Origin of the sequence: uncultured Serinicoccus sp. (assembly GCF_947500995.1) — a bacterium.
Taxonomy (GTDB): Bacteria; Actinomycetota; Actinomycetes; order Actinomycetales; family Dermatophilaceae; genus Ornithinicoccus.
This window is the reverse complement of the sequence record NZ_CANMUA010000001.1, coordinates 499,449-514,467: the sequence shown is the minus strand read 5'-3', so window position 1 is coordinate 514,467 and position 15,019 is coordinate 499,449. Positions and strand designations below refer to the sequence as shown.

General features: G+C 74.0%; 11 protein-coding genes. 4 read left to right on the top strand and 7 right to left on the bottom strand.

Going from position 1 to position 15,019, the window contains the following annotated elements; all coding sequences use genetic code 11:
* The first annotated feature begins 8 nt into the window (after positions 1-8).
* A complete protein-coding gene (locus Q0967_RS02220; RefSeq protein WP_298748909.1) occupies positions 9-335 on the top strand; it encodes a hypothetical protein in 327 nt (108 codons plus the stop codon).
* Positions 336-356: 21 nt separating this feature from the next.
* On the opposite strand, the gene Q0967_RS02215 is transcribed toward Q0967_RS02220, so the two are convergent.
* The 5 genes from Q0967_RS02215 to Q0967_RS02195 form a co-directional block, all read right to left on the bottom strand.
* Positions 357-1,319, bottom strand: coding sequence for a DUF808 domain-containing protein (locus Q0967_RS02215; RefSeq protein WP_298748907.1), 963 nt, complete (start codon positions 1,317-1,319; stop codon positions 357-359).
* 198 nt (positions 1,320-1,517) lie between these two features.
* Entirely contained in the window at positions 1,518-2,741 is a 1,224-nt protein-coding gene (locus Q0967_RS02210; RefSeq protein WP_298748906.1) for an acetyl-CoA C-acetyltransferase, read from the bottom strand.
* A gap of 196 nt (positions 2,742-2,937) precedes the next feature.
* A complete protein-coding gene (locus Q0967_RS02205) occupies positions 2,938-3,909 on the bottom strand; it encodes an NAD(P)-dependent oxidoreductase (RefSeq protein WP_298748905.1) in 972 nt (323 codons plus the stop codon).
* The gene (locus Q0967_RS02200; protein WP_298748904.1) at positions 3,909-6,614 is read right to left on the bottom strand and encodes an alpha/beta fold hydrolase; all 2,706 of its coding nucleotides are present in this window, start codon (positions 6,612-6,614) and stop codon (positions 3,909-3,911) included. The genes Q0967_RS02205 and Q0967_RS02200 overlap by 1 nt, the downstream gene beginning before the upstream one ends.
* A 16-nt stretch (positions 6,615-6,630) precedes the next feature.
* Positions 6,631-7,653: a 3-oxoacyl-ACP synthase III gene (locus Q0967_RS02195; protein ID WP_298748903.1), complete on the bottom strand. Its 1,023-nt coding sequence runs from the start codon at positions 7,651-7,653 to the stop codon at positions 6,631-6,633.
* A 152-nt stretch (positions 7,654-7,805) separates the two neighbouring features.
* Between Q0967_RS02195 and Q0967_RS02190 the strand changes: the two genes are divergently transcribed.
* Positions 7,806-8,696: a hypothetical protein gene (locus tag Q0967_RS02190; protein WP_298748902.1), complete on the top strand. Its 891-nt coding sequence runs from the start codon at positions 7,806-7,808 to the stop codon at positions 8,694-8,696.
* 198 nt (positions 8,697-8,894) lie between these two features.
* Positions 8,895-9,221: a hypothetical protein gene (locus tag Q0967_RS02185; RefSeq protein WP_298748900.1), complete on the top strand. Its 327-nt coding sequence runs from the start codon at positions 8,895-8,897 to the stop codon at positions 9,219-9,221.
* A gap of 9 nt (positions 9,222-9,230) precedes the next feature.
* Here the strand turns inward: Q0967_RS02185 and Q0967_RS02180 are convergent, their stop codons facing one another.
* Both Q0967_RS02180 and Q0967_RS02175 read right to left on the bottom strand, forming a co-directional pair.
* Positions 9,231-11,927, bottom strand: coding sequence for a CDP-glycerol glycerophosphotransferase family protein (locus Q0967_RS02180; protein WP_298748899.1), 2,697 nt, complete (start codon positions 11,925-11,927; stop codon positions 9,231-9,233).
* Positions 11,927-13,261, bottom strand: a complete 1,335-nt coding sequence (locus Q0967_RS02175; protein WP_298748898.1) for a Gfo/Idh/MocA family oxidoreductase — start codon at positions 13,259-13,261, stop codon at positions 11,927-11,929. The genes Q0967_RS02180 and Q0967_RS02175 overlap by 1 nt, the downstream gene beginning before the upstream one ends.
* Before the next feature lie 45 nt (positions 13,262-13,306).
* Here Q0967_RS02175 and Q0967_RS02170 point away from each other — a divergent pair, with 45 nt between their 5' ends.
* Entirely contained in the window at positions 13,307-15,013 is a 1,707-nt protein-coding gene (locus Q0967_RS02170) for a glycosyltransferase (protein ID WP_298748897.1), read from the top strand.
* Positions 15,014-15,019: the final 6 nt, after the last annotated feature.

Sequence of the window (15,019 nt, the reverse complement as noted above, 5' to 3'; positions counted from 1 at the left end):
CGCGCGACGTGAGCGGCACACGGCCCGCCGGCAGCTCGTCTGCTGGCGGGCCGTCCGCTGTCGTCGACACCGAGACCGAGCGGGTCGTCCGACGCTGGCAGCAGCTGCCGCTGGACCGGGCGCAGGCGGCATACCCCGGGGTGCGGGGGGTGGTGCAGGAGCTCGCGGACGCGGTGGCCGACCGGACGGGGCAGCGGCGGGAGACGGTGCCCGACCTCGGCCCGGGCGTGGTCATGGACCAGCTTCGGGTCATGACCTACGACTGGCGGCAGACCGACCTGCCCGAGGCCGACCTCGCCGAGCAGCTCCTCGCCCTGCGCCGCAGCCTGCCCTGAGCCGACGGGCGGCGCCGGTCCTCAGTGGGCGCCGGCCTCCGCGTGGTCGTCGTCCTTGCCGATCGGCAGGACCGACACGACGCCGACGAGGAGCAGCCCGACGGAGAGGCCGAGCACCGCGGAGAAGAAGGTGTTGGTCAGCCAGGCGAGCAGGCCGTGCAGCCCGGGGACGAGCCCGCCCACGACCTCCTCGGCGTGGTGGACGAACTCGTAGATCGGGTGGAAGCCGAGGTCGTCCATGCCGACGAGCAGGATGTGGCCACCGACCCACAGCATGGCGACGACGCCCACGATGGACAGCGTCCGCAGCACGATCGGCATCGCCTTGACCAGCCCGCGGCCGAACCTCTGCGTCCCCTCGGACTCGCGCTGGGCGAGGCGGAGGCCGATGTCGTCCATCTTGACGATGAGCGCCACCGCGCCGTAGATGAGCGCGGTGATGGCGAGAGCGACGACGACGAGGATGATGGCCCGGTTGAGCACCGGCTCGTCGGTCACCTCGTTGAGCGCGATGACCATGATCTCCGCCGAGAGGATGAAGTCGGTCCGGATCGCCCCGCTGGTGACCTTCTTCTCCGCCTCCGGGCCCTGCTCCACCGCCGGCTCGTCGTGGGCGGCGTCGTGCCCCACGCCGAGCCACTCCAGCACCTTGTGGGCGCCCTCGTAGGACAGGTAGCACCCGCCGAGCATGAGGATCGGGGTGAGCAGCCACGGCACGAAGATGCTCAGCAGCAGGACCGCGGGGACGATGAAGAGCAGCTTGTTGCGGATCGACCCGAGGGCGATGGTCTTGATCATCGGCAGCTCGCGGCTGGGGTCGACGCCGGTGACGTAGCGCGGGGTCACGGCGGCGTCGTCGACGATGACGCCGGCGGCCTTGGCGCCCGCCCGACCTGCGGCGGCGCCGATGTCGTCGACGGACGCGGCGGCGATGCGGGCGATCGCCGCGATGTCGTCGAGCAGGGCAGCCAGACCAGCAGCCATGGGGTCACCTCAGGTGGGCGGGGACGGACAGATCGGCGTCAGGCTACCGGTCGATCGCGAGGTATGCGGTCACGCGCCCACCCGCTGGGCGTCGGCATACCTGCGCCTGAGCAGAGAAAGGTGCTCGACCCGGGGGTGGCAGCCGCTGTCCGGGGGGCCTTTCTCTGCCCAGGCCGCGACGAGGCCGCGCTCAGGCCGTCAGGAGAGCCGCTCTATGACCATCGCCATGCCCTGGCCGCCACCGACGCACATGGTCTCCAGGCCGTACTGGCCGTCGCGGGTCTGCAGGGCGTTGACGAGGGTGGTGGAGATGCGGGCGCCGGTCGAGCCGAAGGGGTGGCCGAGGGCGATCGCGCCGCCGTGGACGTTGAGCCGGTCCTCGTCCATGCCCAGCGCGTCGGCCGAGCCCAGCACCTGGACCGCGAAGGCCTCGTTGATCTCGTAGAGGTCCATGTCGGAGATGCTCATGCCCGCGCGCGCCAGCGCCTGCCGGGAGGCCTCGACCGGGCCGAGCCCCATGATCTCGGGGGAGAGGGCAGACACCCCGGTGGAGACGACCCGGGCCAGCGGCGTCAGCCCGAGCTCGGCGGCGCGGGTGTCGCTCATGACGACCAGCGCGGCGGCCCCGTCGTTGAGCGGGCAGCAGTTGCCCGCGGTGACGGTGCCGCCCTCGCGGAACACGGGCTGCAGCTGGCTGACCTTCTCCAGGGTCACCCCGGGGCGGGGCCCGTCGTCGGTGCTGACGACGGTGCCGTCGGCGAGGGTGACCGGCGCGATCTCGCGGGCGAAGACGCCGTCGGCGATGGCCTGCTCGGCGCGGTTCTGGCTGCGGACCCCCCACTCGTCCTGCCGCTCCCGGGAGATCCCGAGGGAGGTGGCGACGTTCTCGGCGGTCTGGCCCATGGCGATGTAGGCGTCCGGCAGCCGGCCGTCCTCGCGCGGGTCGGTCCAGGTCTCGTTGGAGGCGGCCATCGCCTCGGTGCGCGCGACCGCGTCCGCGAACAGCGGGTTGCGCCAGGACTCCTTGCCGCCCCCGGCGCCGGAGAAGTCGGCATACCGCGACACGCACTCGACCCCGGCGCTGATGAAGACGTCGCCCTCACCCGCCTTGATCGCGTGCATCGCCTGGCGGGTGGTCTGCACCGAGCTGGCGCAGAAGCGGTTCACCGTGGCGCCGGGCACCGTGTCGAGGCCGAGCAGCACGCTCACCACCCGGGCCATGTTGAAGCCGTGCTCGCCCCAGGGCTCGGCGCACCCGAGGTAGAGGTCGTCCACCGTCGTCGGGTCGAGCCCGGGCACCTGCTCCAGGGCCGCGCGGATCACCCCGACGGCCAGGTCGTCCGGCCGCACGGTGGTCAGCGACCCCTTGAACGCGCGGCCGATCGGGGTGCGGGCGGCGGCGACGATGACGGCCTCGGCCATGGTGTCCTCCTTGACGTGAGCGGTATGCCGTGAGTCTAGGTGAGCGCTGCGGCGCCGCCGGGGGAGAGGTCGGGGCGTGCCTCGGCCCGGAACTGCGCACGCCCCACCGAGCGCCGTGAGTGGTTGCCGTCGAGTGCACCGGTCGTGCCCCGATAACGGCCGCGGAGGCGACAGGACCGCTGCAGTCGCGCGCCGGTCAGAGGCGGGTGAGGCCCTCGTCGACGGTCACCGTCGGCTGCCAGCCCAGGGCCTCGCGGGTGCGGCGCTGGTCGAACCAGTGCGCGGTCGAGAGCTGCTCGGCGAGGAAGCGGGTCATCGGCGGCTGGGTGATGGTGGGCAGGCCGGGGACCCGCTCGGACAGCGCCGTCGCCCCCTCCACGGCGGCCCCCAGCCCCCACGCGAGGGGTGTGGGCAGGTGCAGGCGTGGGGCGGGGGCGCCCACCGCCCGGCAGATGTCGCCGATGAGCTCACCGATCGGCCGCGGCTCGCCGTTGGTGACCACGTAGGCCTGGCCGTGGGCGACCTCGATCCGGTCCAGCGCGGCGACCAGGGCGGAGGCCGCGTTGTCGACGTAGGTCGTGTCCACCAGGACCGTGCCCGCGCCGACCAGCGCGAGCCGACCCTGCCGGGCGCGCTCGGCGATCCGGCCCACGAGCTGGGTGTCGCCCGGCCCCCACACGAGGTGGGGGCGGACCGCCGTGGTCAGGAGGTCCGCGGAGTCGGCCTCCAGCGCGAACAGCTCGGCCGCCGCCTTGGTGCGCGCGTAGTGGCCCCGCGCCCGCATCGGCGTGGCCGGCCCGGCCCCGGCCCCGGCGAGGGACCGGCCGGTGTGGGCCACCGAGGGCGAGCTGACCTGCACCAGCCGGCCGCCGCCCTGGGCGCGCAGGGCCTCGATCACGCGGCGGGTGCCGCGCACGTTGATGTCCACGAAGTCGCGCCACGGGCCGACGACGTCGACCTTGGCGGCCAGGTGCACCACGGCGTCCTGACCGGTCACCGCCCGGTGGACGGCGTCGGGGTCGCGGATGTCGCCGAGCAGCTCACGGTGCCGTCCCCCCGCCGGTCGCCGCTGCATGACGGTCACGTCCCAGCCGCGGTCGGCGAGCAGGTCGGCCACGGCACCGCCCAGCATGCCGCTCGCCCCGGTGACCAGCACCCGCCCCGCCATCAGCGGCTCCTCGTGCGGGGCGCCCCGCCGCGGCGCCGAGGCCGGGCGCCGTGCAGGACGGCCTCGGCCCAGTGCGCCAGCGCGGTGCGGTCCACCTTGCTCGCGTGCCGGACGTCGACCGGCAGCCAGTCCCGGACGAGCACGGCCGCCACGGGCACCGCGGCCGCGGCGCGCGCCCGGGCAGCCAGCTCCGGTCCCGCCAGGGCGCGCGCGCCCCGGGGCGCACCGGTGGCGCGAGCCAGCGCACCGGCCCTCCGGGTGGGCACGAGCACGAGGACCACCAGCTGGGTCCCGACGGGGCCCACGCCCACGACCGCCACGTCGGCGATCCCGTCCAGCCCTCTGACCCGGTCCTCGACGGGGTAGGGCGTCACCGGCCCGTCAGCGGTCGGGACGACGTGCGCCAGCCGCCCCTCCACCCAGAGCCGACCCTGGTCGTCCAGCCGTCCGACGTCGCCGGTCCGGTGCCAGCCCACGGGGCGGGCGCTGCGCCGCTGCGCGCCCCAGCGTCGGTCGTAGCGGTCCTTCACGTGCGGCCCCCGCACCACGATCTCTCCGACCACCCCCGGCCCGGCCTGCAGGTCGTCGGCCGGCACCCCCAGCGGGTCCAGGGCCGCGATGCCGACCTCCACGCCCGGCACCGGGTGGCCGACGCAGACCCCTGCACCGGGCTGCTCGGCGCCCGGGCCCTCGCCCGACGCGGTCGGGTCGTGGGTCGCCACCGGCAGCGCCTCGGTCATGCCGTAGGGCGTCTGCGTCTGCGCCCCGGGGAGGACGGCGCGCACCTCGTGCAGCAGGGAGGTCGGCACCGGGGCACCCGCGGAGAGCACCAGCCGCGGTCCGGCGAGCACCTCGCGCTGGTGAGCGGTGAGCGAGCCGGCGGTCGCGACGACGTTGCGCAGCGCCGCGGGGGCGGCGAAGACCATGGTCGCCTCGACCGCCTCGACCGCCTGCGCCAGCGCGTCGGCGGTGAGGGTGTGCGGGGCCGTCACGTCCATGTCCGGCACGGCGCTGGTCAGGCCCAGCGCCGGGCCGTAGAGCGCGAAGGGGGCGAAGGCCGCCACGAAGCGCTCGCCGGGCCCGAAGCCGAAGGTGTCGCGCAGCAGCGCCACCTGGGCCCCGAGGCCGCGCCGGGTGTAGACCACGCCCTTGGGCGGTCCGGTGGCGCCGGAGGTGAACAGGACCGCGCCGTCGGCGTCCTCGTCCAGGCCCTCCGGCAGCGGGGCGTCGTGCCGGAGCCCCTCGGCGGCCAGGTCGGCCAGCGTGGACCCGGAGCGGTCCACGCGGATCCGCCGGCCCGGCACCCGGGTCGTCGCGGCGAGCGCCAGGGCCGGGGTGATCCCGATGACGTGCCGGGGACCGGCTCCCCGCAGGGCCGCACCCAGCCGGCCGAGCCCGAGACCCGCGTCGGCGATGACGACGACCGCGCCGAGGCGCCACACGGCATACACGACCGTGGTCAGGTCGATGCCGGGCGGGACGAGCACGGCCACCCGGTCGCCCGGCCGCACGCCGCGGGCGGCGAGACCCCGCGCGAGAGCCTCCACCCGGCCGTCCAGCTCGGCGAAGCTCACCCGCCGCGGCTGCGCGCCCCCGAGCTCCACCACCGCCGTCTCCTCCGGGCGGCTGACGTCCACGGCCACCGGGACGGTCGCCACCCGGGGAGGGGACCCCACCGCCGGTGCGGGGTCGTCCTGGCCCTCCGGCGCGGTCGACCCACCCGGGGCGTGCTGCTGCACCCAGTCCCAGACGACGCCGACCGCCTCGGGGCTGTCCTCGAGCACGAGGTGGGAGGCGCTGGGACAGAGGTGGACGTCGGCGTGCGGGAGGCGGCCCAGCAGGTCCTCCAGGTAGCGCTGGGAGAACACCGGGTCCCGGGGACCCCAGACGAGCAGGGCGGGCACGTCGAGCCGGCGGACGCCGTCGGCGATCCGGTCGAGGGCGGCCCGGCTCGGGTGGTCGTCCTCGAAGGGGATGTCGCGCACGAAGTCCGCGACGGCGTCCCGGCGGTGCGCGCCCGCGTAGGGCGCGGCGAAGGCGTCGCGGACCCCGCGGGGCAGCGAGGGCCGGGAGAGGGCGGTGGTCGCCCGCACGAAGGCCGGTGTGGTCCGGCACACCTGCGCGAGCAGCACGGGGGCGCGGGCGAGCCGGATGACCGACGGCGCGGCGTGCTCGACCGGCTGGTGGACGGCGGTGTTGGTGAGGACCACTCCTGCCACCAGGTCGGGGTGCGCCAGCGCCCAGCCCAGGGCGACCGGGCCGCCCCAGTCGTGCGCCAGGGCGACGACGGGCCCCCGGAGGCCGAGGGCGTCGGTGAGGCCGGCGAGGTCGTCCACCCGCTGGGCCAGCGTCCGCGGCCGTCCCGGGCGCTCGGACCAGCCCATCCCGAGCTGGTCGACCGCCACCACCCGCCACCCGGGTGGCGCCTGCTCCAGCACCCGCCGCCAGAGGTAGGACCAGGTGGGGTTGCCGTGCACCGCGAGCACGGTGCCGCGCACGGGGACACCGGCCGCCTCCAGCTGAGGTCCGTTGTCGAGCAGGTGCCAGCGACGGGTCAGCCCGTCGGCGTCGGCCGCGAGGACCACCCGGGACCATCCGCGGTCCAGGCCGGGGAAGCTGCTCGGCGGCAGTCCGACCTCCTCGTGCGCCGACCGGCGGGCGGGGTCGTGGACGGACTGGCGGGGGGTGAGGGGAGGGGTGGGCACGACGGTGTCGCTCAGCTCACCAGTCGAGCTCGAGACAGGTCATGTTGAGCCCCGAGCCGATGCCCATCATGAGGACGCGGTCACCACGCTCCAGCGAGCCGGTCTCCTTGGCGAGGGTGATGGCCACCGCGGCCGGGCCGACGTTGCCGTAGGTCGGGAAGGTCAGCGGGATGCGCGACTGGTCCAGCCCCAGCGACTCCGCCGTCTTGCTCGTGTGCACCTGGGAGACCTGGTGGACGATGTAACGGTCCATGTCGCTCCAGTCGAACTCCTGCGCCGCGTCCGCCCACAGCTCCTTGGCCAGCCCCATGCCGGCGACGAGCAGCCCCTGGGCGTCGGTCCGCATCTCGGTGAAGTCCCCGATGCACAGCTCGTGGTGCTCGGTGGCCGCCCTGGTCACGCCGCCGACGACGCGGTGGCCCTCGGGGTGCTCGCTGGCCCGTCCGAGCAGCATCGCGGCAGCGCCCGAGCCCAGCGTGAGGGTGGCGAACTGGCTGACGATGTCCTGCGCCGTGGCGTCCTCCCCGGAGAGCCGCTCCAGGGTCCGCTCCTGCGGGGTGCGCGACCCCTCGCCGCACACGACGAGGGCGTAGTCGATCTGGCCGGCGTCGATCATCGTGGCAGCGAGCTGCATACCGTTGACGAACCCGAGGCAGGCGTTGGTGAGGTCGAAGTTCAGGCAGGCCGTCGGGAGCCCGAGCGCCTGGTGGATCGACACCGCGATCGAGGGCTCGAGGTGCTCGCGGCTGACCGAGGTGTTGATGAGCAGACCGACCCGGCCGGCGTCGACCCCCGCCTCGGCGAGCGCCTCCTGCGCCGCCTGGACGGCCCCGTCGACGAAGGTCTGGTCCTCGCGCCACCACCGTCGCTCCGAGATGCCGGCGAGCTTGGCCAGCATGCCCGGGCGCAGCCCGTTGCGGATGTAGGAGTCACCGATCACCTCGTCGAACTCGGCCGAGGTCTTGACGACCGGGGCGTCGACAGCGGTGACGGACAGCACGGCGGTGTCGCGGTGCCGGAAGGTGGCGTTGCCGGTCACGTGGTGGTTCCTGCGTTCTGCTGGAGGGATGGTTTCAGACGACCCATTCGACCACAGCACCGCAGGCTGGGCAGAACCGACAGGTGCGTTGTGCCACGATGGTTCCACCACGACGGCCGTCGGGCCGGCACCGCAGGGAAGGGCACACAGACATGAGCACCACGAGGATGCGCCTCGGCGCGGTCGTCAGCGCAGGGATCCTGGGCCTCGGGCTCACCGGGTGCGGCGGGGACTCCGACGGGGGTGGCGCGGACCCGACCGAGGCCGCGACCCAGGAGAGCGAGAGCACGCAGGCCGACGAGGAGCAGACCACCGCCGAGGACACCACGGAGGCGTCCGAGGAGGAGGACTCCGGTGGCGAGGCCGCCGAGGGGGAGGAGATCCCGGTCGAGGAGTTCCTGGCGATGCTGCAGGAGCCCGGTGAGGAGACGCTGTCGAGCTACACGCTCACCATGGACATGCAGGCCGACGGGCAGAGCATCCAGGCGGAGGGCGCGGTGGACCTCAGCGGGGACGAGGCCGCCATGCAGATGATGATGACGATGCCGGAGATGGGTGAGCTGGAGATGATCACCACCGACGGCCAGCTCTACCTCGCCATGCCCGGCGTCACCCCGGAGGGGATGTACATGCAGGCCGGCGAGGACGTCCTCGGCCAGGCCGCGGCGATGGAGGACATCGACGTCTCCACGCAGTGGGAGGCGTGGGAGGAGGGCGCCCAGCAGGTCGTCTTTCTCGGCGACGAGGACGTCGACGGCACCGAGATGGGTCACTACCAGGTCACGGTCGACCCGCAGGCGATCGCGGAGGCCGGCGGCGAGGACGCGGCGGCGATGACCGAGGCGGTGGGCGACGAGATGGTCACCTACGACGTGTGGCTGGACGACGACAACCTCATGCGCCAGCTGAGCTTCGAGCTGGAGGGCATGACCGCGGAGATGATGATGGACAACTGGGGCGAGCCGCAGGAGATCGAGGCCCCCGCGTCCGACCAGGTGATGGACATGGAGGACCTCGGCACCACGCCGGGCAGCGACGGCTGACCTCGCACCGCACCGCCCGACGGGCCGCTCCTCCCGGGGGGCGGCCCGTCGGCGTGTGCGGGGCGTCCGCGCGACGGGCCGGGGACGGGCGCGTGAACGTGCCGTGAACCCTTGCCGATCCGGGCCGATCTGGCGCTCGGGGCCCCGTCGACCCGGGCAGACTGACCGTGTCGGCACGTCGAGACGGAAGGAACGGTCATGACCACTGGGTGGGTTCCTGTGCGGGTGGTCCGCTGGCCCGCGCAGCAGGAGGACCGTGCGTGGTGCGCCGAGCGGTCCCTGCCCTGCCTCCTGCTGGTCGCCGGGGGAGCGCCGCTGCCGCCACCGGGCCCCGCGGAAGCGGTCCTGCCCGCCACGGCGGGCGAGGAGGCGGTCGCCGCGGCGGTGGACGAGCTGGCCTGGCGACCGACGCGGCGCCCGCGCGCCGACCAGCCACGACCCGCCTGGGTCCCGGCCGCTGGCCGGGGTGCTCGGCCCCTGCGCCGCCACCGCTCGCTCGTGGGCACGGTCGCCGCCCTGCTCTGAGGGCGGGCCTCAGCCCTCGGCGAAGAGCCGCCGCACGACCCGCTCGGCGCTGTGCCCGTCGTCCAGGTGGTTGAAGCGCTCGACCCACTCGTCGTAGCGCCGGGCGTACCGGTCGCCGTCGTCCATCGCCCGGATCGCCTCGACCACCGCCTCCTGGGTGCTCACCACCGGGCCGGGGGCCTGCTCGGCGAGGTCGAAGTAGACCCCGCGCACGTCGTCGCGGTACTCGTCGAGGTCGGGGACGTAGAAGATCATCGGTCGGCGGGTGACCGAGAAGTCGAACATCACCGAGGAGTAGTCGGTGATCATCGCGTCGGCGGCCAGGAAGAGCTCGGTGATGCTGGGGTAGGTGGTGACGTCGATGACGCCGGGCAGCTCGACGCTGCGACCGTGCCCGACGGTGCGCGAGTGGCCGCGCAGCAGCACGACGTAGTCGTCGCCGAGGTCGGCGGCGAGCCGCTCCAGGTCGAGGAAGAGCACCATCCCGGCCGTGTTGTCCCGCCAGGTCGGCGCGTAGAGGACCGCCTTCTGGTCCGGGCGGATGCCGAGCCGCTCGCGGACGTGCTCCCCCGACCCGTCCACCAGGGCGTCGTTGCGGGGGTAGCCCTCCTCGTAGAACGTGCCCTCCCAGGCGTAGGCGCTCCGGAAGATCTGCGTGCTGTGGTGGTTCTGGCTCAGCAGGACGTCCCACTTGTCCCGCTCGACCAGGAGAGCGGCGCGGGTGGAGGCGCCCGACGTCGGCCGGTCGAGGCCGATGCGCTTGAACATCGAGCCGTGCCAGGTCTGCAGGACCGTCTGGAACGGCTGCGGGACGAACCGGCTGCGCAGCCAGTCGTTGGCGACGACGTAGCGCGACCGCGCCCGCGCGTCGAACCACGCCTGCGTGCCCTCCACGACGGCGACCGCGCCCTCGGGCACCGGCACCGACAGGTCGGTGACGCCCCAGTAGCGCACCCAGTCGGGGTGCTCCCGGGCGATCACCGCGTCGATCGCGAACGGGTTGCAGGTGGCCAGCCGGCCGTAGAACGACTCGAGGTAGACCGACTGCTGCGGCTCGTGGGGACCACGCAGGTATGCCGCGTCCATGCGCCGCTGGTGGAAGGAGCCGAGCTCGTCGGGAGCGCGGGTCAGTCCCACCCGCAGCCGCAACGACCGGCCACGGCCGGTCTCCCAGCGCAGGCGTGCCTCGGGGAGGTCCAGCTTCTCCGGGGTCCGGGCGACCAGGGACGGGGCCGCCATGACCCGTACCGTCCCCCCGGTGGGGTCGAGGGCCCGCAGCACGTAGCTGCCCGTCCGGGGCAGCTGCGCCGGCCCGCCCCACTGGCCCTGCCGGAGGTCGGCCCGGGCCGACCAGGTGCCGTCCGGCCGGAGGTCCAGGTGGGCGGCCAGCGTCTGCCGCCGACCGACCAGGCTGAGCGACAGCTGGTCGCCCGGCCCGCCCCAGGACCCCTCGAAGAGCAGCCGTGGGCTCGGGCCGGGCTCCAGGGTCGCGTCGGTCACCACCAGCTGGGAGCCGGTCTCCCCGACGAGCAGGCTGCCGCCGTCGCCGGAGTAGGCCAGCAGCCCGGAACCGGGGTCCTGCACAGGGTCGGACTGGTCCAGCGACGTGGCGGCCACGTGCTCCGCGCCCTGTGCGTCGACGACGACCAGGCGGTAGGTCTGCGCGACCCGACGCTGGCCCTCGTGCTCGTCCCCCTGCGGCGCCGGGGCCGTCGGGGCCGACTGCTCCGCGGACACCTCCTCCAGGCCCTCGTCCGCACCGGCCTCCTGGATGCCCTGCGCCGAGGTCTCGTCGGTGTCCGACCCCAGGAGGTCGCTCTCCAGCCAGGTCGTGGTCCACGTCTCGGGCACCTGCGCGCGGACCCGGACGACGCCCGGCGCGCCGTCCACCGGCTCGAGCGTCATGGCGCGACGCGCGTCACGCGACACCAGCTCCGCCCGTGCGGCGCGGCGTCCCCGCAGCTCGACCCGGGCAGCCACCTCACGGCCGACGACCTCCACCTGGCCGGCCGTCGCGACCGGCAGGTGGCGCTCGAGCGACAGCCCGCGGCGGCGGACCCAGCGCGGGACGAGCTGGACCCCGCCGGAGAAGGTGCGCACCCCCAGGACCCGGGCCGACCCCGCGCGGTGCCGCGTCTTCAGCGTGCCGGAGGAGGACCTGCCGTCCGCTCCCGTGACCCGCAGGTGCACCCGCCACGGGCGTGGGTCCGTACCGGCCAGGAGGGGCGCGAGGTCGAACCGGGCGACGAAGGCCGTGTTGGCGTAGTCGAACTCGGCGCGCCGGGCCAGGCCGTTGATCTCCATCTCGGTGACCGGCTCCACCTGGGCCCGGACCGGGGTCGAGGAGCCCCGCCGGCGCAGCTCCACCTCGATGCGTGGTGGCTGCTCGTGGCCGTACCCGCGCTCGTAGGCCCACCCGGTGATCTCGTAGGTCGTGCCGTCCAGCCAGCGCGCGGACCAGAGGGTGGCGACCCAGCCGACCTGCCGGTCGGTGACCGTGTTGAGGGTGCGGCGGGCGGTCTGCCGGCCCAGCACGTAGGCCCGCTGGAGCACGGCGTTGTCGGAGCCGCGCGCGGCCACGAGCCGTCGGCGCAGCACCCGTCGTGTCTGTCGGACGAGGTGGAAGCGGGCGTCACGGACGGCGGACCGCACCCGCGCACCGCCCGGCACCGAGGGTGGGTGCTGCGGCGGCGGTGCGGAGGTCATCAGGCGATCACCCGGGCGTCCGCCCGTCCCCGCTCGATGATGTCGGCGATCGCCACGGACTCGGCGGCCCGGAGCTTGTAGGACTCGGCCGTCTCGTTGCGGATCAGCCAGGCGAACTCCGCGAGCTCGTAGCGCAGGCCGTCACCGTCGAACTTGTAGTAGTACTTCTTGTTCTCCCGGCTGTCCTCGAAGCGCGCCTCGAAGTACTCCGTCTTCCACCACGGCGCGGGGACGTAGAGGTAGCCGGCGCTGCCCGCCACCACGAGGTCACCCTCGGCCTTGACGCCCAGACCCGTCCGCGCGGTGGCCTCCCCGTGCCGGAAGGTGAGGTCGATCTTGGAGTAGACCTCGACGGCCGTCCCCTCGGGGCGCAGCGAGGTGGTCCGGACGTCGGTGACCTCCGTGCCCAGCAGCTTGACCACCGCCACGAGGGGGTAGCTGGCGAGCTCGGAGATGCTGCCGCCGGCCGGTGCCTCCAGCTCACGACCCTCGTCGACCAGCTTGGTGAAGGTGGCGTCGACCGAGCGCACCTGGCCGATGGCCCCGCTGCGGGCCAGGGCGACCATCCGCTGGAACCCGGGCGCGAAGGCCGTCTTGATCGCCTCGACCAGCACCAGCCCGCGCTCGCGCGCCCGGGCGAAGAGCTCCTCGGTGTCCGTCCGCGACAGGGTCATCGGCTTCTCGCAGAGCACGTGGACCCCCGTGTCGAGCGCCCGACGGGTGAAGTCGGCGTGCGTGTCGTGCGGGGTGGCGACGTAGACCGCGTCGACCGCCTCGAGCAGGGCGTCGTAGTCCTCGAAGGCCTGGTTGAGCTCGTGCTCGGCCGCGAACGCCTCGGCGGTGCGGTGGGTGCGGTTGTGCACCCCCTCGACGCTGATGCCGCTGACGAAGCGGGCCTCCTGGACGAACCGGTGGGCGATCCGGCCCGCCCCGACGACGCCGAGCTTGATGACTCCCGCCTCGTTGCGCAGCTGGGTGCTGGACACGCCCTTGGTGCGCTCGAGGTAGACGACGTCGCAGTAGTCCTTGAGGTAGTCGAACCGGCCCAGCCAGTCGGACCCGATCGCGAAGACGTCGACCTGGTGCTTCTGGATGTCCTGGACCTTCTGGCCCTCGTACTCCTCGATGATGATCTTGTCCGCGAGCCCGCTGTCCTCGACGTTCTTGATCCGCGTCATGAGGCTCTGCTGGACGTTGAGCTTGCCGCGGGCGTCGTCGTAGTTCTCCGTCGTCACGCCGACGATGAGGTAGTCGCCGAGCGCCTTGGCGCGCTCCAGGAGCCGCCGATGACCCTCGTGGAACAGGTCGTAGGTGCCGTAGGTGATGACGCGCACTCTCGGTATCCTCCTCGTGATGGACTCATGCGAGTATGCCTGCTGATGGCAGGAACACCGAGATCCACGCCGCGCCGCGTCCTCGACCGGGTGCGGCGCTCGCTGCGGCCCGGTGACCGCGCCCCTGACCGCGCGACGGCCCCGGAGCCCGCGCCGGAGCCGCCCGTCAGGCGCCGCGACCCGGTCCCCGAGCTGTCGCCGCCGCCGGACGTCCTGCACGTCGTCCTGGTGGAGGGCATACCCATGGAGTTCGGGGGTCGCACCGCCTCCATCCTGGCCAAGTGCCGCACCCTCTACGAGCAGGGTGGCGTCCGCTCGGTCGTCCTGGTGCGCAACCACGCGCACACCCTGCCGCGGGCCGTCGAGGGCATGCGCCGCCGCGGCCAGCTGGGTGAGGGCGTGGAGATCCGGTGGCTCATGGACGCCTACCCGGACGGCACGGAGCAGGTCGACCCGCCCCCGCCCACCCGGGAGACCCCTGCCGACCTCGAGGCCCTCGGGTGGGTCCGTCAGGGCCGTGCCCTCGTCCTGCGGGCCGATGGCGTCCGCCAGGAGGTGCGCCGCTTCCGGGACGGGGCGCTGGAGCACGTGGACTCCTACGACACCGACGGGCGCCGGGTGCGCCGCGAGGAGTACGACGCCACCGGCCGTCTGCGTCGGACGCTGCGGTGGGAACCGGACGTGAGCACGCCCGTGGAGCAGGTCCTCCACCGCCGCAGCGGCGCGCCGATGTATGCCCTGAGCCTCGCTCCACCACCCGACTCCGGAGGGCGGCCCCGGGAGGTCTCGGTCACCCTCTTCGACGACACCGGCGAGGTGGAGTCGACGCACGAGGGATCACTGGCCCCGGTGGTGCACCGGGCGCTGGACGAGCTCACCGCGGGTCGGCCGACCGTGCTCGCGGTCGAGGCGCGTCAGGTGGACCGTGACGTCTTCGGCTACCGCCGCGACCACGTGCGGACGTGCTTCGTGGCGCACAACTCCCACCTGCGGACGGCCTCCAGCGCGACGGACGACCTGCGCGGGTCCTTCCGCCGCCTCTTCCGGCACCTCGACGCCGTGGACGCCATGGTCTTCCTCACCGACAGCCAGCGCGCCGACGCCGAGGCGCTGCTCGGCCGTCGCGACACCTTCTGGGTGATGCCGCACGCGGCGCCCGGGGCGGCCACGCACACCGACGTGGAGCGGGACCCCCGGTTGGTCATCATGATGGGCCGGCTGGCCGGGCAGAAGCGCACCGACCACGGCATCCGGGCCTTCGCGCAGGTGCTGGAGCAGGTGCCCGACGCGCGCCTGGAGATCTACGGGGAGGGCGTCCGCCGGGCCGAGCTGCAGCAGCTCGTCGACGAGCTCGGGGTGGGTGGATCGGTGACCCTCGCGGGGTTCACCCAGCAGCCGGGGCGGGAGTACCGCCGGGCCAGCCTGTGCCTGCAGTCGAGTCTCTTCGAGGGCGCGCCCATGGTCTTCGTGGAGGCGTTGCGGCAGGCGTGCCCGATCGTCAGCTACGACATCCGCTACGGCCCCGCCGACATCGTCGACCACGGGGTCAACGGGTTCCTCGTCCCGGACGGCGACATCGACGGGCTGGCGGCCCGGACGGTGCAGGTCCTGCAGGACCCGGACCTGGCGCGCCGGCTGAGCCAGGGGTGCGCGGGGGTGGACGAACGCTTCGGCCAGGAGGCCTTCGCCGCCCGCTGGTTCCACCTGTTCCGCACCCTCTTCCCGGACCTGCCGGCCACGGCCCGGGGGTGAGCGTCG